At 42.3% G+C, this 20082-nt stretch carries 17 protein-coding genes; 8 read left to right on the top strand and 9 right to left on the bottom strand.

The features are described 5' to 3' along the window. Positions 1–51: 51 nt before the first annotated feature. Both fumC and DTW91_RS12930 read right to left on the bottom strand, forming a co-directional pair. Entirely contained in the window at positions 52–1446 is a 1395-nt protein-coding gene (gene fumC / locus DTW91_RS02220; RefSeq protein WP_125201782.1) for a class II fumarate hydratase, read from the bottom strand. Positions 1447–1468: 22 nt separating this feature from the next. Continuing rightward, the gene (locus DTW91_RS12930; RefSeq protein ID WP_262696657.1) at positions 1469–1594 is read right to left on the bottom strand and encodes a hypothetical protein; all 126 of its coding nucleotides are present in this window, start codon (positions 1592–1594) and stop codon (positions 1469–1471) included. Positions 1595–1773: 179 nt separating this feature from the next. Here DTW91_RS12930 and DTW91_RS02215 point away from each other — a divergent pair, with 179 nt between their 5' ends. Together DTW91_RS02215 and prfA are read left to right on the top strand one after the other, a co-directional pair. After that, positions 1774–2049, top strand: a complete 276-nt coding sequence (locus DTW91_RS02215; RefSeq protein ID WP_125201781.1) for a hypothetical protein — start codon at positions 1774–1776, stop codon at positions 2047–2049. A gap of 170 nt (positions 2050–2219) precedes the next feature. Continuing rightward, positions 2220–3308, top strand: a complete 1089-nt coding sequence (gene prfA / locus DTW91_RS02210; RefSeq protein ID WP_125201780.1) for a peptide chain release factor 1 — start codon at positions 2220–2222, stop codon at positions 3306–3308. A 72-nt stretch (positions 3309–3380) separates the two neighbouring features. Here prfA and DTW91_RS02205 read toward each other — a convergent pair whose 3' ends face one another. Both DTW91_RS02205 and DTW91_RS02200 read right to left on the bottom strand, forming a co-directional pair. Further along, positions 3381–3806, bottom strand: coding sequence for a DUF6146 family protein (locus DTW91_RS02205; RefSeq protein ID WP_125201779.1), 426 nt, complete (start codon positions 3804–3806; stop codon positions 3381–3383). Positions 3807–3888: 82 nt separating this feature from the next. Further along, on the bottom strand, positions 3889–5094 hold the full coding sequence (locus tag DTW91_RS02200) for an endonuclease (RefSeq protein ID WP_125201778.1): 1206 nt from the start codon (positions 5092–5094) through the stop codon (positions 3889–3891). 228 nt (positions 5095–5322) lie between these two features. Between DTW91_RS02200 and DTW91_RS02195 the strand changes: the two genes are divergently transcribed. Both DTW91_RS02195 and DTW91_RS02190 read left to right on the top strand, forming a co-directional pair. Then, positions 5323–8202 (top strand): carboxypeptidase-like regulatory domain-containing protein, encoded by a 2880-nt coding sequence (locus DTW91_RS02195; protein ID WP_125201777.1) that lies wholly within the window; start codon positions 5323–5325, stop codon positions 8200–8202. A 10-nt stretch (positions 8203–8212) separates the two neighbouring features. Continuing rightward, the gene (locus DTW91_RS02190; RefSeq protein WP_125201776.1) at positions 8213–9637 is read left to right on the top strand and encodes a DUF5689 domain-containing protein; all 1425 of its coding nucleotides are present in this window, start codon (positions 8213–8215) and stop codon (positions 9635–9637) included. 84 nt (positions 9638–9721) lie between these two features. Here DTW91_RS02190 and rnpA read toward each other — a convergent pair whose 3' ends face one another. The 3 genes from rnpA to DTW91_RS02175 are packed head-to-tail and all read right to left on the bottom strand — an operon-like array spanning position 9722 to position 11482. Next, a complete protein-coding gene (gene rnpA / locus DTW91_RS02185; protein ID WP_317126003.1) occupies positions 9722–10102 on the bottom strand; it encodes a ribonuclease P protein component in 381 nt (126 codons plus the stop codon). Positions 10103–10110: 8 nt separating this feature from the next. After that, the gene (locus DTW91_RS02180; protein WP_125201775.1) at positions 10111–10836 is read right to left on the bottom strand and encodes a ThiF family adenylyltransferase; all 726 of its coding nucleotides are present in this window, start codon (positions 10834–10836) and stop codon (positions 10111–10113) included. Beyond that, positions 10829–11482 (bottom strand): TatD family hydrolase, encoded by a 654-nt coding sequence (locus DTW91_RS02175; RefSeq protein ID WP_228412616.1) that lies wholly within the window; start codon positions 11480–11482, stop codon positions 10829–10831. The genes DTW91_RS02180 and DTW91_RS02175 overlap by 8 nt, the downstream gene beginning before the upstream one ends. Positions 11483–11635: 153 nt before the next feature. On the opposite strand from DTW91_RS02175, the gene DTW91_RS02170 reads away from it, so the two are divergent. After that, entirely contained in the window at positions 11636–12265 is a 630-nt protein-coding gene (locus DTW91_RS02170) for a TetR/AcrR family transcriptional regulator (RefSeq protein WP_125201774.1), read from the top strand. On the opposite strand, the gene DTW91_RS02165 is transcribed toward DTW91_RS02170, so the two are convergent. Then, positions 12262–13407, bottom strand: coding sequence for a serine hydrolase domain-containing protein (locus tag DTW91_RS02165; RefSeq protein WP_125201773.1), 1146 nt, complete (start codon positions 13405–13407; stop codon positions 12262–12264). The genes DTW91_RS02170 and DTW91_RS02165 overlap by 4 nt on opposite strands. 84 nt (positions 13408–13491) lie before the next feature. On the opposite strand from DTW91_RS02165, the gene DTW91_RS02160 reads away from it, so the two are divergent. Continuing rightward, entirely contained in the window at positions 13492–14733 is a 1242-nt protein-coding gene (locus tag DTW91_RS02160; RefSeq protein ID WP_125201772.1) for a DUF445 domain-containing protein, read from the top strand. 51 nt (positions 14734–14784) lie between these two features. Here DTW91_RS02160 and htpG read toward each other — a convergent pair whose 3' ends face one another. After that, a complete protein-coding gene (gene htpG / locus DTW91_RS02155) occupies positions 14785–16674 on the bottom strand; it encodes a molecular chaperone HtpG (protein WP_125201771.1) in 1890 nt (629 codons plus the stop codon). 373 nt (positions 16675–17047) lie between these two features. On the opposite strand from htpG, the gene scpA reads away from it, so the two are divergent. Both scpA and DTW91_RS02145 read left to right on the top strand, forming a co-directional pair. Next, a complete protein-coding gene (gene scpA, locus DTW91_RS02150) occupies positions 17048–19171 on the top strand; it encodes a methylmalonyl-CoA mutase (RefSeq protein ID WP_125201770.1) in 2124 nt (707 codons plus the stop codon). A 123-nt stretch (positions 19172–19294) separates the two neighbouring features. Next, complete coding sequence (locus tag DTW91_RS02145) at positions 19295–20080, top strand: SDR family oxidoreductase (RefSeq protein ID WP_125201769.1); 786 nt, start codon at positions 19295–19297, stop codon at positions 20078–20080. The last annotated feature ends 2 nt before the right edge of the window (positions 20081–20082 follow it).

The raw sequence follows: 20082 nt of genomic DNA, 5'->3' as shown, positions 1-20082 counted from the left end.
ATCGATCGAACTACACAAAGTCAGATCTTTTTATCTTAGATTCATTTGAAACTACTTCAAGCTCCCGACCATATCTTCCGGCTTCACCCATTCGTCAAATTGCTCTGCTGTCAGAAGTCCGAGGTTGACGGCTTCTTCTTTCAGAGTTGTTCCGTTTTTATGAGCTGTTTTCGCAATTTTTGCAGCGTTTTCGTAGCCGATGTGCGTGTTAAGCGCTGTCACCAGCATCAGCGATTTGTCCACCAATTCTTTGATTCTCTTTTCATTTGGCTCGATTCCGACGGCGCAATGGTCATTAAAGGAAATCATCGCATCGGCTAATAATTGTGCCGATTGCAAGAAATTATAAGCCATCACCGGTTTGAAAACATTCAGTTCGTAATTTCCCTGCGTTCCTGCGAAAGAAATCGTGGTATCGTTGCCAAGAACTTGCGCGCAGACCATTGTCAAAGCCTCATTCTGAGTCGGATTTACTTTTCCCGGCATAATGGAAGATCCCGGCTCGTTCTCCGGAATGTGAATTTCCCCAATGCCAGATCTTGGCCCGGAAGCCAACAAGCGAATGTCCTGGGCAATTTTGAAAAGAGAAACCGCCAATTGTTTCAAAGCACCGTGAGATTCCACAATACCGTCGTGCGCTGCCAAAGCCTCGAATTTATTGGGTGCCGTCACAAAAGGAAGTCCTGTAAATTCTGCAATATATTTAGCCACCAAAACATCATAACCTTTCGGCGTATTAAGTCCGGTTCCGACGGCAGTTCCGCCAAGCGCCAACTCCTTCAAATGCTCCAAAGTATGCGTGATTGCTTTTTTCGCATAATCCAATTGTGCCACATAGCCCGAGAATTCCTGCCCCAAAGTCAAAGGCGTGGCATCCATCAGGTGCGTTCTCCCGATTTTCACGATATTGCGGAATTGTTTGGCTTTTTCGTCCAGCGTCTGTCTCAGTTTATCCAAAGCCGGCAAAGTTTCTTTCACGACTTTGGTGTACGCTGCGATGTGCATAGCCGTTGGATAGGTATCGTTGGAAGACTGAGATTTATTGACGTCGTCATTCGGGTGGATAAACGGTTTGTCACCGAGAGTTCCACCGTTGAGAACGTGCGATCGGTTGGCAATCACTTCGTTCACGTTCATATTAGATTGTGTTCCCGAGCCTGTCTGCCAGATCACCAAAGGAAATTGATCATACAATTTACCTTCCAAGATTTCGTCACAAACCTTGGCAATCAGGTCTCTTTTTTCTTCAGAAAGCACGCCCAACTCTGCATTGGTATAAGCGGCGGCTTTTTTCAGGTAAGCAAATGCATCGATGATCTCGCGGGGCATACTTGCTGCCGGCCCGATTTTGAAATTGTTGCGGGACCGCTCGGTCTGAGCGCCCCAAAACTTGTCTGCGGGTACCTGCACCTCGCCCATCGTGTCTTTTTCGATTCTGAAATTCATTATAATTTAGATTTATTATTGATCATAGAAAATATTCGATTCCGCTCAGCCATCCGTTTTGATTCTTTTTATTAGGAGCTATTTCCCGCTTTCCGTTGCAATCTTTTTTTTCCTCAGCCTTGCCGCCGCCGAAAAAAAGGATTTCCACTGCAATCGGGGCTATGGGTTTTGTTATTCTTATCCGGCATTTTCCAACTTCATTTCAGCTGATTTTACAACCTTACGAATTTACTAAAAACTAAAAGTGTGGCAAAATGAAAAAAATCAAGTCCTAAATTTTGTCAGATCTAATAAAATCATTTATTTTTGCTAAAAATATATAGCGATATGATGTTATCTGCTTTTTGGCCGGTTTACCAATTTCTTTGGACTTTGTACTTTTTCGCAATGCTTTTGTGCGGATTTTGGTGTATTTTGATGTTTTTCGGTTTCATCGTTCCGCTTTGGCTCACCGAAGGCTTGGCAGAATATTACGGAAAGATCAACAAAAACTTCGATCCCGAGCAGGTGCGATACAAAAAGCTTTATGAGCAGGAAGGCGTAGAAGTAATTTATCAAAAACCCGCAGGCGAACAAAGCGCCGGCACCGGGCATCACCATTAAGTTGGCAATTTTCTTTTCGTGAGAGATTGCACTCGAAGCGAAACAACATATATTCAAATCCATTCTTTAATAAGAGTGGATTTTTTAGTTCTCTTGAACCCTTCAGACTTAATTCTTGGCGTTTTCTTCTTGTTTCTTATTTCCATATCTTTGCACCCTAAAAATTTAATATGTCTAAGTCATTAATCCCCAAACTGGAAGCTATAAAACAACGATATAATGAGGTCGCGGAGCTCATCATCCAGCCCGATGTGATCTCGGATCAAAAAAAATATTCGATGCTGAACAAAGAATACAGCGATCTGGGGAAGATCGTAAAAGTCTTTGACGAATATAAAGCCGCCCTCGATACCATTGCAGAATCGGACGAAATCATTGCGGACGGCGGCGACAGAGAATTTGTAGAAATGGCAAAGCAAGAAAAGTATGAGGCGATGGAAAAACTACCCGAATATGAAGAACAACTGAAGTTTCTCCTGATCCCCAAAGATCCTGCGGACGACAAAAATATTATCTTGGAAATGCGCGCCGGAACCGGAGGCGACGAAGCGGCAATTTTTGTGGAAGATATGTACCGGATGTACACGATGTATTTCAAAATGAAAGGCTGGAAACACGAGATCACAGACGCCAGCGAAGCTGCCAAAGGCTACAAAGAATTGATTATGAAAGTGCAGGGCGAAGGCGTCTATGGCATTATGAAATTTGAATCAGGCGTCCACAGGGTACAACGCGTCCCGGAAACCGAATCTCAGGGTCGTGTACACACCTCTGCCATAACCATTGCGGTCTTGCCGGAAGCCGAAGAAGTGGATGTGGAGATCAATCCGGCAGATATCGAGATGCAAACTTCGCGCTCCGGAGGCGCCGGCGGGCAGAACGTCAACAAAGTGGAAACCAAGGTGCAATTAACACACAAACCCACGGGCTTAGTCGTTGTTTGCCAACAGGCGCGCTCTCAGCTCGCCAACCGGGAACTGGCCATGGAAATGCTTCGGGCAAAGTTGTATGACATCAAATTGCAGGAAGTGCTTGGCGATATCGCTGCTCAGAGAAAAACGATGGTGTCCACCGGCGACCGATCTGCAAAAATCAAGACCTACAACTATCCGCAAGGGCGCGTGACGGATCACCGCATCAACAAGTCTATTTATAATCTTGATGCTTATATGAACGGTGATATTCAGGAAATGATGGATGCCGTCATCATGGCAGAAAATGCCGAGAAGCTGAAAGGCGAGGAAGAAGGAATCGCTTAATCTAAAAAAATAAGGCACAAGGAAATCCCACAATTAATATGGGAAATCAACGATTAGTGTCAGCCTTTTTTCTTATTTAACACGATCCGAGACTCTAAGTCCTGAAAATCGGACGCCGTATTTCCAATTGCAATAGGCAAAGAATTGATACAATCTGTACTCGAATTCGAACCCGTAATTTTCTTGCGGGTCATAATCTATCGCGACTTCGTAAAAAGAAGGATTCACACCCGAGTAGAATCTGGAATTCCACTCGCTGACCAGAAGGGTATTTCGGGATTTCAAGTAGCTTTCTGTAAACATGGATCGGGGTAAGGCTCTCGTCGCCACAAAGTTTTCGTAACCTGCATCGAACACCGTAATTTCCCATTCATCTGCAGAATCGGTTTTCTTTTGCACTGCGACAGCCGGGCTTTGATCTTCGGCAGGTGGCTTTTTACCGGCAGAACAAGACCAGATAAAAATAGAAAGCAGAGCTAAGCCAATTATATTTTTCATGACAGATATATTTCCTTTAAATTATCAAAAAATCATTCCAAAGACAGAAAACGGCTTTCATCTGTTTTGGAATCATCTTAAGCTATGGCGTGGGATCTTTCTGCAGTACCACAAAAGCCGGGAAGTGGTCGGAATATCCGCCGGTAAAAGTATCGCCCGCCCAAGAGCGGAACGGATAACCTTTGAAGCTCCCTTCTTTTGTAATTAGATAGGCCGGCGCATAGATCTCCGCTTTGAATACCGTGTAGTCTTTTCTCACTTCTTTATTTGGTGAATATAAATTGGCAGAAACAATGATCTGATCGAAGAGATTGGGGGCATCCCGGTAAGCTAAAGACGCCACGCCTTTTTTATACAAAGGATACATCAAGTTGAGATAAGGCGTGCTTTCCGAAAGATCTTTAGGATCGCCCACCGCTTTGAGATAGTTTTTGAGACTTGAGCTGATAGGGTCGTCATTAAAATCTCCCATTGCGATTAATTTCGTGGCAGGGTCTAACGCTCTCACACTGTCCATTTGCTGTTTCAGCACCACGGCAGCGGCGTTGCGTTTCGGAAGTGAAACTGCTTCTCCACCTCTTCTGGATGGCCAGTGATTGAGGAAGAATGCTACCTTCTCGTTGTCGAGGAAGCCCATCATTACAACGATATCTCTCGTATAATCTCTTCTGCCTTCTTCGCCGTAAACTTTAATCTCTTTCTTCCACGACTTGGATGGTGTGAATCTTCTTTTCTGATAAATAAAACCGATGTCTATCCCTCTGTAATCGTAGGAGTTAAAATGAACAATGCCATAATCGTATTTTGCCAGCACGGGTTCTTTGACGAGATCTTCTATCACTTGGCGGTTTTCTACCTCTATCAATCCTACAACCACGGGAGCCGTATTGGTGTAAGCTCTTCCCATTTCTGAGATTACTTTGGCCTCGTTCACCAGCTTCTGTTTGTAGATGTCGTAGGTATAATTTTTACTGCTTTTGGGCGTGAATTCTTCGGATCCGCCTTGTATTCTTACGACTTTTTTGCCCTTCAATGATTGGTCGTTCCACGGACCTGCATAGTCGGGGTCTGTAACTTCCAGATATTTTACAGAATCCAGAGGCACACTTCTGTGGAAGGCGGGATTGCTGATGTCTTTGGTTCCGTCTATATAATCCGCAGAACGGATGGTATCCCAGAGATTTTCGACATTCAGAAATCCCACTGTGGCAACACGCACCTGTCTCTTTTGCTGTGCAGGGAATAAAGACAGGAATAAAAAAGCTATTACGCCCAATATATTTTTCATAAAGTAAAATAAAATTTCTAAGGCTACAAAAGTAATTTTTTTTGGTCTGTTGCAAAATAAAAATATCAAGTTTTTGTGATTTGTAAATGATGCTGCAAAATAATTGACAATTTGTTAAAATAAATAAAATGTTAAAAAGTTCTAATTATGGAAATTTTATTTACATTTGCGTTCCGTCTGTAATGGATTGAATATTAGAAAAAAGAGCAAATAAACCTAATTGATTTTATGATTAAAAAACTGTCATTAATCTCCTTATTTACAATGCTTCCGGCCTCCTTTTATTATGCACAGACCACGGTTTTTGCTTATTTGAAAGATGCCAACGGCAAGCCCGTGGAGCAAGCGCAAGTAGATCTGAAAGGAGAAGGTAATGGTGTTACGGCAGACAAGATTGGATATTTCCAGTTTGTAGATCTGAAATCCGGCCATTATCAGATTGTGGTATCAAAACCCAATTTCGAGACCAAAACTTTGGAATTTGATATTACTACCGAAAAAAGAAAAGACCTGGGCGTCATTACGCTGTATCCCGCTCTGATAGGTGCAGAACAGGGTCTTGCGATCCTCGATAACGACGACGATGAAGAAGCAAGCCAAACCTCAACCGTCGGTCTTTTGCAATCCTCTCAAGATGTTTTCAGCAGAATCGCCAGCTTTGATCTTGGTGCCTATTGGTTCCGGCCGAGAGGTGTTGACGGCAGAACCTCCGAAAACATAATGAACGGCGTCTCTATGGTGAAATCCGACAATGGAAATGTCGATTTTTCTAATTGGGGCGGTCTCAATGAGATCGTGAGATATCCGGAAATAGCAGCCAACCATTCGCCCTCCGAATATGCTTTCGGCGGAGCCAGTGGTGTTATTTACAAAAATACAAAAGCCAGCGATTACCGAAAAGGGTTTCAAGCTGTTTACTCTGTCACCAACAGAAATTACCGCCAGAGGGTTTCTTTGCGCTATTCTTCCGGAATGTCGAGAAGCGGATGGGCATTTACACTGATGGGCGCCAAAAGATGGGCAGAAGAGGGCATTCAGGAAGGAACTTTTTATGATGCTTATGGCACTTATTTAGGAATCGAGAAAAAAATCAGCAGCAATCACACCATCACATTCAACGCTTTTGCTTCGCCTTACCGGAGATCTACCTCCAGTCCCAGCACGCAGGAGGTTTATGATTACAGAGGCGTTCACTATAATTCATATTGGGGCTGGCAAAATGGAGATAAGAGAAGCGAAAGGGTCAAAAAAGGCTTTCAGCCGCTTCTCCAATTGCAGGATTTCTTAAAAATCAACAAGAACTCCAATCTATGGACGTCGGTCTCATATCAGTTTGGAAAAGACAGGGGCTCGCGGCTTGATTGGCAGAGCGTTCCCAATCCTTCTCCTACCTATTACAGAAACTTACCCAGCTATTTCGGCTCATTAAATCCGGAAGCATTTGTCTGGGATCCCGCCACCGATAGTTATCTCGCCGCGGGCGATGCCTATCAAACCTCGAAAACGGCGTGGGAAAATGGAGACCCTACTGTCACCCAGATTAATTGGGACAAGCTGTATGCGGCTAATTTGGGGCAGGCACCTATTACCCAATATGGCGCCACCGGAAAAAGAGCATTGTACTATCTTGTAGACGACGTGAGCGATGACAAGATCTGGAATGCCGCAACCCATTATACCTATAATTTTACCGATAAGACCCGTTTTTTATTGAACATTTCTTATCAGAATTACCGGTCGGACTTGTACAGAGAGGTCAATGATCTTTTAGGTGCCGATTTTGTTCTGAATAAAGATCCTTTTGCGGCAACTAATAATCCCGGAACCTCAGCGTTATATAATGAAGGGGAAGCGAACGTAGCTAAAAAAGAAGGCGACAGAGTGCTTTATAATTACATCTTCCGCAGACAGGAAGTGAAGGTAAATCCCGGTTTCAAATTCTCCGAAGGCAAATTCGATGTCTTTGTCTCTGCTCTTGCAGCTTATTCCACCTCTAACAGGGAAGGCTTATTCAAACATTATTTATATGATAGTTCTTTCGGGAAAAGCAAAGATTATGAATTCTGGAACTTTGGGTTGAAAGGTCAAATCATTTACAAAATCAACGGAAGAAACTTCCTGATTTATAACGGTGCGTTCTTTTCGCAAGCGCCTTTTTTGGAGGATCTTTTCATCAACCCAAGACTTAATGCGGCCGTGGCGCCGAATATCAAAAATACGGTGGTCAATGCAAACGACTTGAGCTATGTGATCAATTCTCCATTTTTCAAAATCAGAGCTTCTGCCTTTTTAATCGATACTCAGAACGAAACAAATGTACAGCGGTTCTTCGCAGATGGTATCCAGATAGACAATTCCACTAGTGGTGGAACTACCGACACCAATACGGGCGGACAATACATTCAGAGTGCTTTTGTGACGCAAGTAATGTCGAACGTAGAGAAAAGAAACCTGGGTGCAGAACTTGGCGTAGATGTTAAAATATTGCCAACGCTGTCGTTCCAAGGCGTCGCCAGCTATGGAGAATACACGTACCGCAATGATCCGAAAGTTTATTTCGCATCCGATGCTATCGGCGTGTTCGACAATGGACAGTCTTTTGTGGATTTCGGCAAATCGTCTCTAAAGGATTACAAACAAGGGGGAACGCCACAGATGGCATTCTCGGCAGGTTTGAGATATAATTCTCCGAAATATTGGTGGATCGGAGCAAACTGGAACTACTTGGATAATAATTATCTAGATCCTTCTCCGCTATTGAGGTCGCAAAGTTTTGTACAAAACGGAAATACCGATACGCCTTATGCCGGAGTGGATGACGCCGAACTAAGAAGGCTATTGGCTCCAAACAAACTTCCTTCTGCTCATTTTATCAATGCAAATGTTGGTAAGTCTTGGTTGCTGGGCAAATATTATATATTGATCTCGGCAAGTGTCAATAATATCTTCGACAACACTAATTATATCACCGGCGGCTTCGAACAGACAAGAAATGTGAAGTTCGACGGTTTCCAAGAAGATTTTAACAGAAGTCAAACATTATTCGGTCCTAAATATTGGTATACTCAAGGACGTTCCTATTTCATAAATTTACAAGTAAGATTTTAAACCAAAAAAAATGAAAACATATACAACTATCAAAACATTGATTTTTTCTGCGCTTGTGGCAGCCACCTTTTCTTCGTGCGTCAAGGATGATGACTGGAATACGCCAGAGGTCTTGTGCAACAATAGATTTGATGCGCCCACCATTACAATGGCAGAATTTGTGGCTTTAGCACCCCCACCCCCATCCGGTTCCAGTTATTCTGCCGCAACATATAAAGTTCCTGCAGATGGAGCACCGGTAATTTTTGATGCCTATGTTGTTTCGTCCGACGAAAACGGTAACTTTTACAAGACAATCTCTTTTCAGGATAAACCGGAAAACCCAACGGTTGGATTACAAATGGAAGTCGATAAAGCTTCTAACTATGCGGATTTCCCTGTGGGAGCCCACATCCGGATCAAAGCTAACGGCTTGGTCTTGGGATTGGACAGGGGTACGATTAAAATAGGCTCGATAGACCCAACGTATGCTATAGGAAGAATCCCAAGCGTTCTTTTGACAAGATATCTCGCAGGCGTTTGCAACGGCAACAAAATGGATGTCGCACAGATTGTTCCTACAAAGCTTGCCAATCTTAATGAAGCTAAGGCCGCCAAATATATTAATACTTTGGTAACCGTGGATGATGTGCAGTTTGTAGATGAAGTCGTTCTGCCGCAACCAACCACCTACATTAATTACATTGCAGGGGTAGGCCAAGATACAGACAGAGGTATTGAAGACAAATCAGGCGCTACGTCCGTCCTAAGAAATTCGGGATATGCTAGTTTTGGAGCCAATTTGTTGCCAACAGGAAATGGCAATCTGACCTTCGTAGTAAGCAAATACAATTCCAGCTACCAAATGCTGATCAGAAGCCTTACCGATGTCAAATTTGATAATCCAAGATATATAAAACCGGATGCCGCACCGCCTAAAGGTGGAACAGCAATTTCATATTTGGGAAGCTTTTCAGAAAATTTTGAAAGCTATTCCGTGGATACCGATACCTTCCCTAAGTATGTGAACGACCCCTTGGTGGGCAACAGATATTGGCAACTGAAAACTTTCAGCAGCAATAAGTACATCCAGATGTCTGCAAATGCAGGAACCGGATCTTTCCAAACGTATTTTATAGTTCCTGTGGATTTTACCGCCGCCAATACCTTAGCTTTCAGAGTGAATGTCGGATACTATAATGGCGATGCATTGAAGGTCTATACCACCACGAATTATACAGTCGGAGGAAATATTTCTGAAGCAACGCTTACCGATATTACTTCCAACTTTACCATTCCTAAAACACCAACTTCAGGATATGGCGTTCTGACCTCAGCGGGAACTTATAATCTGCCTGCAACGCTTACCGGAAACGGATTTATAGTTTTCAAATACGAAGGCGCGGGCAACGGGGTTACCACAACAATGCAAATTGACGATATCGTGGTCAACTAATTGGCCGCAAACATTATTAACACAAATATAAAAGACCGCAATTCGCGGTCTTTTTGTTAGAAAAGTAGTCTCTGTCTTATGCACTTAGCAAGATATATCCGATTTCTTCCTGCAAAGTTTCAAAAATTCAGCTTCGACTGCGGCGTAACTTTCAGGCATTTCTTTAGAAGCCCAGAAAATCATCGCCATCGATTGATCGCCAAACGCCTCCAGATAGGTCGCCTTATTTAGTCTGTAAGCTTCTCTCAGCAAGCGTTTGATGCGATTCCTGTCCACCGCCCTTTTGAAAAATTTCTTACCCACCGAAACGCCAACTCGATGATTGGGAACGGAAAAACTTTCACCAGATTTAATGTGAATCACCCGGATATTGTCCACCGTCAGCCACTTCCCTTTCTTAAAAAGATGGTCGATTTCTGCTTTTCTTTTCAGCTTTTCGTGCGAGGGGAAGGTGTTTTTCATCATTCGGAAAATTATTCTTTTCCCATTAAATAATTGATAGCCTCCGCCGAAGCATATAATCCGAAAAGCGCCGGCATAAAACTGATTGTTCCATAAAAAGAACGTTTAAAATTAGCACCATCGGTCATTTTCAGGCTCTCTTCATCTTGCAATTCTGTTGAGAAAACACATCGGACACCTTTATCGATTTTTTCTTCCTTCAGCCGTTTTCGCACTTGTTTTGCCAACAGACAATTGTGGGTCTTGTGAATATCGCGCACCAAAACTTTGCTGGGATCGGTCTTTCCGCCGGCGCCCATCGAGGAGACCAGTTTGGTTTTGGTCCTTCTGCAAGCGATAATTAAAGCCAATTTTGGAGTTAGAGAATCGATACAATCCAGCACGAAATCAAATTTTTCCGATTTTATAAGTTCTTCCATTCTTTCCGGTTCCAAAAAATCATTGATTTTTGTCAGCTCAAGTTGCGGATTAATGTCCATCAAGCGGTCTCCCACCACGTCCACTTTATGCTTCCCAATCGTAGAATGCAAAGCAGGCAATTGCCTGTTGATATTGGTAATATCTACAACGTCACCGTCTGCGATCACCATTTTTCCCACGCCAGCCCTCGCCAGAAATTCTGCTGCGAAAGATCCTACACCACCTAAGCCAACTACCAGGACTTTAGCGTTTTGAAGTTTTTCAATGCCCTCCCTTTTGATTAGCAATTCGGTGCGTTCCAGCCAAAATTTATCCATTCTCAATAATATGATTTAAATTTTCCCACATTTGATTTTTCAGATTTTCCATAGATATAGACTTAATCTCAGACACTTTTTCATAAAGCTTAATGATCTCAAAATCGGAATCGTCCGTTTCCAGAAAGAGTTTTTGAATAGGCATATTTTTAATGATATTTTGCAAAGATAAGTTTTCTAAAGCCGCATATCCAAAACTGAGATAGAAGCCCACCTCCAAAAGTTCCCGCGCAATATTCTCTTTTTTATTAAACCCATGAACAACTAAGGGAATCTTCGCATTTTTGTAATGCAAAATCTGCGAAAATCTCCTGACACAATGGATGATGATCGGTTTTCTGACGGTTTCCGCCCAAGAAATATGTGCGGCGAAAACTTCATTTTGAAGTTCATTATCGACGGCAACATTGCTGTCTAACCCACATTCGCCGATGGCAATGCAGTTTGCGGAAAGAGAAGTGATTTTGATTTTTTCGAAATCGGATCTCCAGTTTTTGCTGATGTCTTTTGGATGCAACCCTGCGGAAAATTTGGCATTTGGAATTTCTTCATCCAAACCTAAATTATAAATTCCGCTTCTACCGAGTTGATGATGGTGAAAATCCAGCAAATCCATACTCAAAGATAAGGAATTAAACTTTTTCAACCCGATAAGGAAACGATCATCATCATTTCAAAGCTAAATATTTGGGAGAAAGTGCAATGCCCGAGTTTGCGTAGGTCGGCAATAAAATTGAACATCGAATTTATTCTAAGTAATCAAAGAATTTGCTACTTTTACAAAGATTTTTCCTAATCCATGAGAAAAAAATTTACCGAGAAACAGATTAAAATTCTGGATGTTGCAGAAGAATTAATTGCTAAAAAAGGCTTCGATGCTACTACGGTGCGCGAGATTTGTAGCAAAGCCAACATCAATGTGGCGATGATCTCGTACTATTTCGGATCCAAGGAAAAGATGATGTCTTACCTATACCAACTCCGTGCGCAACGAACCAAAGAAAGTTTTTCTGAGTTTGCCCAAACCATCAAAGACGGGAAACCGGAGATGCAGCTGAAGGAAATCGTCAATTTTATATTGTCTCTCCTTTTCAAGTACAATTATTTTTACGGTTTTGTGACGCAGGATATCCGGATGATGGATCACGTGAAAGATGATCTTTTGGAGTTTTATCAGATCTGCGTGGCGAGGATCGATGAGGTGGTGAAGAAGGGTATTGTTTCCGGCGTTTTTCATAACGCACCAAAATCCGAAGACGTCTTTACGATGATTATTGGTTCTACTTTGTTCGTCATCAGAAACAGGGATTTTTATGAACTTTACATTGCTGCGACGACCGATGCGCAATATATGAAAGAGGCCGAACAGAAACTGAGAAACAGTATTCTGCTAAGTATTTTTGCACTTTTGGATTATGACGCCAACTAAGATTTCTGCGCCATTTTCAGGGCTTCGTTGATGTAGAATTCCACTTCTGCCGGGCGGTTTTTAGCATCCTTTTCTTGTCCTTCTTTATTTCCCAATCGCACGATAATCATATCCAAAGCGGGAACTACGATGACATACTGACCATAAAGCCCCCGAAGATAATAATGGGGAATCTTGGCGTCGTCATTTATCCAAACGCCCATTCCGTAAACACCGTTTGAGTTCTGCGTTGGCGTAATCATTTGATGTACAAATTTTTCATCAATCAAAGGAATATTCTGAAATTTTCCGCCGTTTAAAAGCAGCGAGCCCAGTTTTGCAAAATCCCGCGCATTGGAGTGGATGCAGCAGAACGCTTTCTCCACACCCAGATCGTCCGTTGTCCAATCTGCATCTTGTTCCATACCAAGCGGTTTCCACAGTTTTGCAGAAGCGTACTCGGCAAGTGGCATCCCAACGGCTTTGCCAACAGCAAACCCCAATAGTTGAGTAGCGCCGCTTTGGTATTCAAATTTTTTGCCCGGTTGTTGTTTTATCTTTTTTTGGAAGACCACCTCGGCTAAAGAAAATCCGTAGTAGGCGGCTGCATTGGGCAAGAACGGATTTTTGTAATCTTCGTCCCAATCAAGTCCGGATTCCATCGTTGCGAGATTTCGCAAGGTCAAATCATTCCCAAACGATTTTTCCGAAAATTCGGGATAGAATTCCGAAAATTTTTGATCGAGGCTCCCGATTCTACCATCATCAATGGCCTTTCCAAGCAAGAGGACGGTGACAGTTTTCGCCATTGAGAATGAGTTGCTGGCGGTGTTATTTTTATAGCCATCCCAATATCTTTCCTGCAAAATCTTCCCATTTCGGATGATCAAAAAAGAAACAGATTCTGTGTCCTTTAGATGCTTTTCTAATTGGGGAGACAGCGCGATTTTGTTGTAATCCTTATCAATCGGCCAAGGTTTGGGGTTTCCTTTGGAAATCGAGCGAGCCGGGAAATACTTGCCATCGTCAATCGTCGAGCTGGTTTTTCCGCGCAAATAAGTTAATCGGATGCCTTTGAAAAGGTACTGATAGCCGGAAATGTAAACGGCGAGAATAACTCCTGCTATGAGCAGAAGCGATATATTCAAAGGTTTTTTCAACATCAGAAATACTTTAGTGTAAAATTAAATCTAATTTGCCCAATTATCGATCAATTTGTTTGGAATGATTTTCGATTTTCTTGTTTTATGAATGATGATCTCAAAAAAAAGCAACTTCGCAATCACAAGCGCTTGGCAACGGGATTATTTATCTTGATGGCGATCGTGTTTGTGGGGATGACTGTATTGCAAAAACAAAATCCTTCGCATTGGATCGGATACATCCGGGCCTTCTCGGAAGCAGCGATGGTGGGCGCTTTGGCCGATTGGTTTGCCGTGACGGCGCTTTTTCATTATCCTTTGGGAATCCAAATACCACATACAAATCTGATCGAAAACAGCAAAGAAAAAATCGGCGATAATCTGGGCAACTTCGTGGTGGAGAATTTTCTTTCGCCTCAAAATATCCGACCTTATATTCAAAAACTAAAAGTTTCGGCTTATTTGGGCGATTGGCTTTCAAAGGAACGAAATCAAAACCTTTTGATCTCCGAGCTGTCTTCTATTTTAATGGATATTCTTCAAAAACTGGACGACGACGCTGTGGTGAAATTCATTACGAATAAAGCGCAAGAAATGTCGCAATCCATAAAACTCAATGCCATCATAGGAAACGGAATCGAATATCTGTTACACAAAAATGATCATCAGAGATTGATTACCGGATTGAGTTCGCAAATTAAAAACTATATTCTTCAAAATCAGCAACTGGTGACGGAACGTGTGCAGAAGGAAAGTTTCTTCTTCATCCCAAAATCGGTGGACTCCAAAATTTCTGAAAAAATCACGAAAGGTCTCAGCGATTATTTCCGGGAAGTGGAAGAAGACCTAAACCATCCTCTGAGAACCGAAATCACCCAAAAGATTTTTGAATTTTCCAAAGAATTGAAAGATGAACCAAAATGGGAATCGGAGTTTGAAGGCATAAAACTTGAATTTCTGGATGGTGAAAAACTGAATCAATATGCCGAGGATATTTGGCATTCGCTGAAATCTTCGTTAATTGTTGAATTGACGGAAAACAATTCTAAACTGAAATCATACATCCAAAAAAATCTCGGCGAGCTGGTTGACAACCTCCAAAATGATGAGCCATTTCAGCACCGAATCGATCATTGGGTGCGGGTTACGGCATACAAATATATTCTGAAAAACACCAAAGGTTTTGGGGAATTAATTAGCAACACCGTCGGGAATTGGGAAGGCAAAGAACTCAGCCGAAAACTGGAGTTGGAGGTGGGGAAAGATCTGCAATTTATTCGTATTAATGGAACGGTCGTCGGCGGTTTGGTAGGACTGATTATTTACACCATCGCCAATTTCATATAAAAAAATAGCGACCCAAAATTTCGGTCGCTATTCTTTATTGATTGAAAATGATTACTTCAAACTCTCAAAACTACGCTTGATAAAGTCGGTCAGTTCCTTTCCTTTCAGTAGATTTTGAGATAATTTTGCCAAATCCAACGCCTGATTAATCATCGCTTTTTTCTTATCGGCATCCTCTATTTTGAGCAATTCTTCCGCAAATTCGGAATTGGAATTGACGACGAGATTGTACATTTCGGGGAAACCACCCATTGCAAACATTCCGCCGCCGCCTGTAGCTTGCATATCTTTCATTCTTCGGAAAAACTCCGGCTGAGTCAAGGTAAACGGCGCATCGGCAGAATCCAGATCTTCCAACTGAACAGTGAATTTCGGATCGTTGACACATTCCTCGATTTCTTTTTTCAATTTTTCCTTATCCGATTCATTCAGTTTGGAGATGGCTGGCTCATCTTTTTTGATGAGATTATTGATGTGATCTGCATCCACTCTTGCAAAAGCAATTTTTTCTTTCGAGGCCTCCATTTTTTGGATCAGATGCGGCACGATGGGAGAATCGAGCAATAGCACTTCATAGCCTTTCTCTTTCGCCGCCTCGATGTAGCTGTGTTGCTCATCGGTGTTGGATGCGTATAGAATGACTGTTTTGCCGTCTTTATCGGTTTGCTTGGTTTTGATTTTTTCCATCAACTCGTCCCAAAGATAATACTGGCCATCGGTTGTGGGATAAAGTGCAAATTTGTCAGATTTTTCATAGAATTTATCCTCCGAGATCATCCCATATTCTATCACGACTTTGATATCGTTCCATTTTTTTTCGTAGTCTTCGCGGTTTTCGTTGAGGAGCGCTACCATCTTGTCGGCCACTTTTTTGGTGATGTACGACGAGATTTTCTTCACGGCGGCATCCGCCTGCAAATAGGATCGCGATACGTTCAGCGGAATATCCGGAGAATCTATCACGCCTCTCAGAAGCATCAAGAAATCCGGCACGATGCCTTTCACTTCATCCGTCACAAAGACCTGATTTTGATACAATTGGATCTTATCTTTCTCGATATTGATATTGTTTCCTAATTTTGGAAAGAACAAAATTCCGGTCAAATTAAACGGATAATCCACATTCAAATGGATATGAAACAAAGGATCCTCAAACTGCATCGGATACAGCTCTCTGTAGAAATTGTTGTAATCCTCCTCGGTCAGCTCAGAGGGCGCTTTCGTCCACGCCGGGTTGGGATTGTTGATAATATTGTCCACCTCCACGGTTTCCGGTTTTGCATCTTCCGCAGCGCCTTCCGGCAAAGGCAATGTTTCTTTTCGGGTTCCGAATTTGATAGGAATTTGATTGAATTTATTATATTTTAAGAGAAGTTCACGGATCTTATGCTCTTCCAAAAACTCCAAAGAATCTTCTGCAATATGAAGCACGATGTCCGTTCCTCTGTCAGATTTTTCTGTTTCTTCAAGCGTATATTCCGGACTTCCATCGCAGACCCAACGAACGGCTTTACTATCTTCTTTGTAAGATTTGGTTAAGATTTCCACTTTCTCCGCCACCATAAACGCCGAATAAAATCCAAGACCAAAATGTCCGATAATCCCGGCATCTTTGGCAGAATCTTTATATTTTTCGAGAAATTCTTCGGCGCCCGAAAATGCTACTTGGTTGATGTATTTTTCAACTTCCTCACCCGTCATTCCTATTCCTTGATCCTTGATGGTCAGCGTTTTAGCCTCTTTATCAATTTTCACTTCGATGATCGGATTTCCGTAATCCACCTTTGCTTCTCCGATAGTTATCAGATGTTTCAGCTTCGTGGTGGCATCGGTTGCGTTCGAAATCAGTTCACGCAAAAAAATCTCGTGATCGCTGTAAAGAAACTTTTTAATCAATGGAAAGATGTTCTCCACCGATACATTAATACTTCCTGTTGACATATTTATATTATTTTTTTGTTTTATTAACTATCGAAAACCCCGACATCAGAATTAATCTAATTTCTAACATCTAAACTCGAACTTCTTTTTGGGCGACTGCCAAAAGCCAAAACTTTCCCCCGCTATTTTGTCACCGGGCTATCCGCTACAATCTTTTGCTTATCACGACTCGTCATCGATTGCCGCATTTCCCAAGCAAAAGGATTTCCACTACTATCCCTGTCGCAGGGTTCCACAGCCAATCCAGATTTCACAAAAAAAAGACCATCCAAACATAAATGACAAATTGTCGCTTCGAAATTTATCTTTGCATTCATTGTTGAGTCACATCAGCAAAAATCCTTACATTTACTTTCAAGATAAGAAAAACAAAATGCGTCACCAAATCCAAAATCAAACCCCTGATTTTAAGAACATTACATTCGATTCCAATTCAGAAAATTATATTTTTGAAAAAGACGGTTTGGAGCTGAAATCAAAATACACCAGCGAAGATGTAAAAAACAAAGACATCCAGGCCGGCTCGGCAGGCATTCCGCCTTTTCTTCGCGGTCCGTACACCACAATGTACGTCCAAAAACCCTGGACCATCCGGCAATATGCAGGATTTTCAACCGCAGAAGAATCGAATGCCTTTTACCGTAGAAATCTGGAAGCCGGTCAAAAAGGGCTTTCCGTGGCTTTCGATCTCGCAACGCACCGCGGTTACGATTCCGATCACCCAAGAGTCGTCGGCGATGTTGGAAAAGCAGGCGTTGCGATCGATTCTGTTGAGGATATGAAGATTTTGTTTAACGAGATTCCTTTGGATCAAATCTCCGTATCGATGACGATGAACGGCGCGGTTTTGCCGATTTTGGCCTTCTACATCGTGGCCGCAGAAGAGCAAGGCGTTTCTATGGACAAGCTCTCCGGAACCATTCAGAATGATATTCTCAAAGAATTTATGGTTCGGAATACTTACATCTATCCGCCGACGCCATCGATGAAAATTATCGCCGATATTTTTGAATATACTTCTAAAAATATTCCGAAGTTCAATTCCATTTCCATCTCAGGTTATCATATGCAGGAAGCCGGCGCAACACCGGTGCTGGAAATGGCCTACACTTTAGCCGACGGTTTGGAATATGTGCGAACAGGGCTCAAAGCAGGAATGAACATCGATGATTTCGCGCCAAGATTGTCCTTTTTCTGGGCCATCGGAATGAATCATTTTATGGAAATTGCAAAAATGCGCGCCGCCAGATATATTTGGGCCAATCTTCTCCAACAATTTAATCCTCAGAATCAAAAATCTCTCGCTCTCAGAACGCATTCGCAAACTTCGGGATGGAGCTTGACGGAGCAGGAACCTTTTAATAATATCACAAGAACTGCGATTGAGGCCTTATCGGCCGCATTGGGAGGAACGCAGTCGCTGCACACCAATGCTTTGGACGAGGCTATCGCTTTGCCAACCGATTATTCGGCGAAAATTGCCAGAAATACGCAGATCATTCTTCAACAAGAGAGTGGCATCTGCGACGTTGTCGATCCAATGGGTGGAAGTCATTTGATAGAATCGTTGACTCAGCAAATGATTGAGGAAGCTACCAAATTCATCGATGAAGTGGAACAAGAAGGCGGAATGACCAAAGCCATCGAAGCCGGAATCCCGAAAATGAGAATCGAAGAAGCATCTGCCGTGAAACAGGCGAAAATCGACAGCGGAGAAGAATTTATCATAGGTATTAATTCTTTTAAATCTCATCTGCAACAGTCCGAAATCGAAATCCTCGACATCGATAATACGGAAGTCCGCAGAAAACAAATCGAAAGACTGAACAAAATAAAATCGGAACGAAATGCCGAATCGGTAATAGAAATTCTGAGTCAAATCCGAGAAACCGCTAAAACAGGAAAAGGAAATCTGTTGGAATTATGCATCGAAGCGGCTCGCCGAAGAGCAACGCTTGGCGAAATAAGCGATGCGATGGAAGCGAGTTTCGGACGTTACAAAGCCAATATCAAAACCATTTCAGGAGTTTACGCTATGAATGCAGGAAAAAACGAATACTTCGACAAAGCCGTTGCCTTGAGCCAAAAGTTTGAAGATGAGAATGGCCGACGCCCCAGAATTATGGTGGCCAAGATGGGACAAGACGGCCACGACCGAGGTGCCAAGGTAGTCGCAACAGCCTTCGCAGATATGGGATTTGATGTGGATGTGGCGCCGCTGTTTCAAACGCCGGAAGAAGTGGCGAAACAAGCTGTAGAAAATGACATTCACATTCTGGGTATTTCTTCTTTGGCGGCCGGTCACAAAACACTGGTTCCGCAGGTTGTGGAAGAACTGAAAAAATTAGGTGCCGACGATATCACCATCGTCGTTGGCGGCGTGATTCCCAAGCAGGATTACGAGTTTTTATATGCCAACGGCGCCGACTTTATTTTCGGACCCGGAACGAATTTGCCGAAGAGCGCTTTTGAAATTTTGGAAAAGCTTTTAGAATGATTTTTTACCAAATGACAAATCAGAAAATAAAGAATACTTAATTAAAATTTCTTTTGTCATTTTACAATTGCTTTTGTGTATAATTGGCGTAATTTTACACTTCATCAATTTAAAAACAAAAAAATGAATACAGAGAATCACGAACTCGAAAACAATAATTTACAAAACGGGAATACAATAGTATTAATAACAGGTGCCAACAGAAGCATTGGTCTTGAGACAGCAAAACAGCTTGCACAGAAAGGTTTTTTTGTTTATCTGGGAAGCCGTGATTTGGCGAAAGGAGAAGCAATTGTTAAAGAACTTAGCGAACAAGGATTAAAAAACATCAAAGCGATAGAAATAGATGTTACCAAACCGGAATCAATTTCTTCAGCTAAAAATATTGTCGAAAAAGAACAGGGAAAACTTGATATTCTGATTAACAATGCGGGAATCCCCGGTACTCTGCCTCAAACTGCAGCAGAAACTTCTGTTGATAATATCCGAGAGGTTTTCGAAACTAATTTCTTCGGTGTGATCAATGTAACGCAGGCGTTTTTAGAATTGCTCAAAAAATCCGACAGACCGAGAATAAGCAATATTACTTCGGGACTCGGTTCATTGACGCTTCACAGCGACCCAACATGGAAATATTATCAGGTAAAACATGCTGCTTACGGCCCATCAAAATCGGCTTTGAATGCTTACACCATCGTTTTGGCTTATGAATTGAAAGATTCAAATTTTAAAGTGAACGTGATAGATCCTGGTTATACGGCGACAGACTTCAATGGACATCGCGGACCCGGATCTGTGGAAAGTGCTGCCAGCTTCATAATTAAACATACCGTGACAGATGATGACGCTCCCACTGGCCAATTTTATAGTAATGATATCGACGATGAGATAGGAATCAGTCCTTGGTAATT

Source organism: Chryseobacterium sp. SC28, from assembly GCF_003932955.1.
In the GTDB taxonomy this organism is placed as follows: Bacteria; Bacteroidota; Bacteroidia; order Flavobacteriales; family Weeksellaceae; genus Epilithonimonas.
The sequence above is the reverse complement of the archived record's forward strand: the minus strand, read 5'-3'. Positions and strand labels throughout refer to the sequence as shown.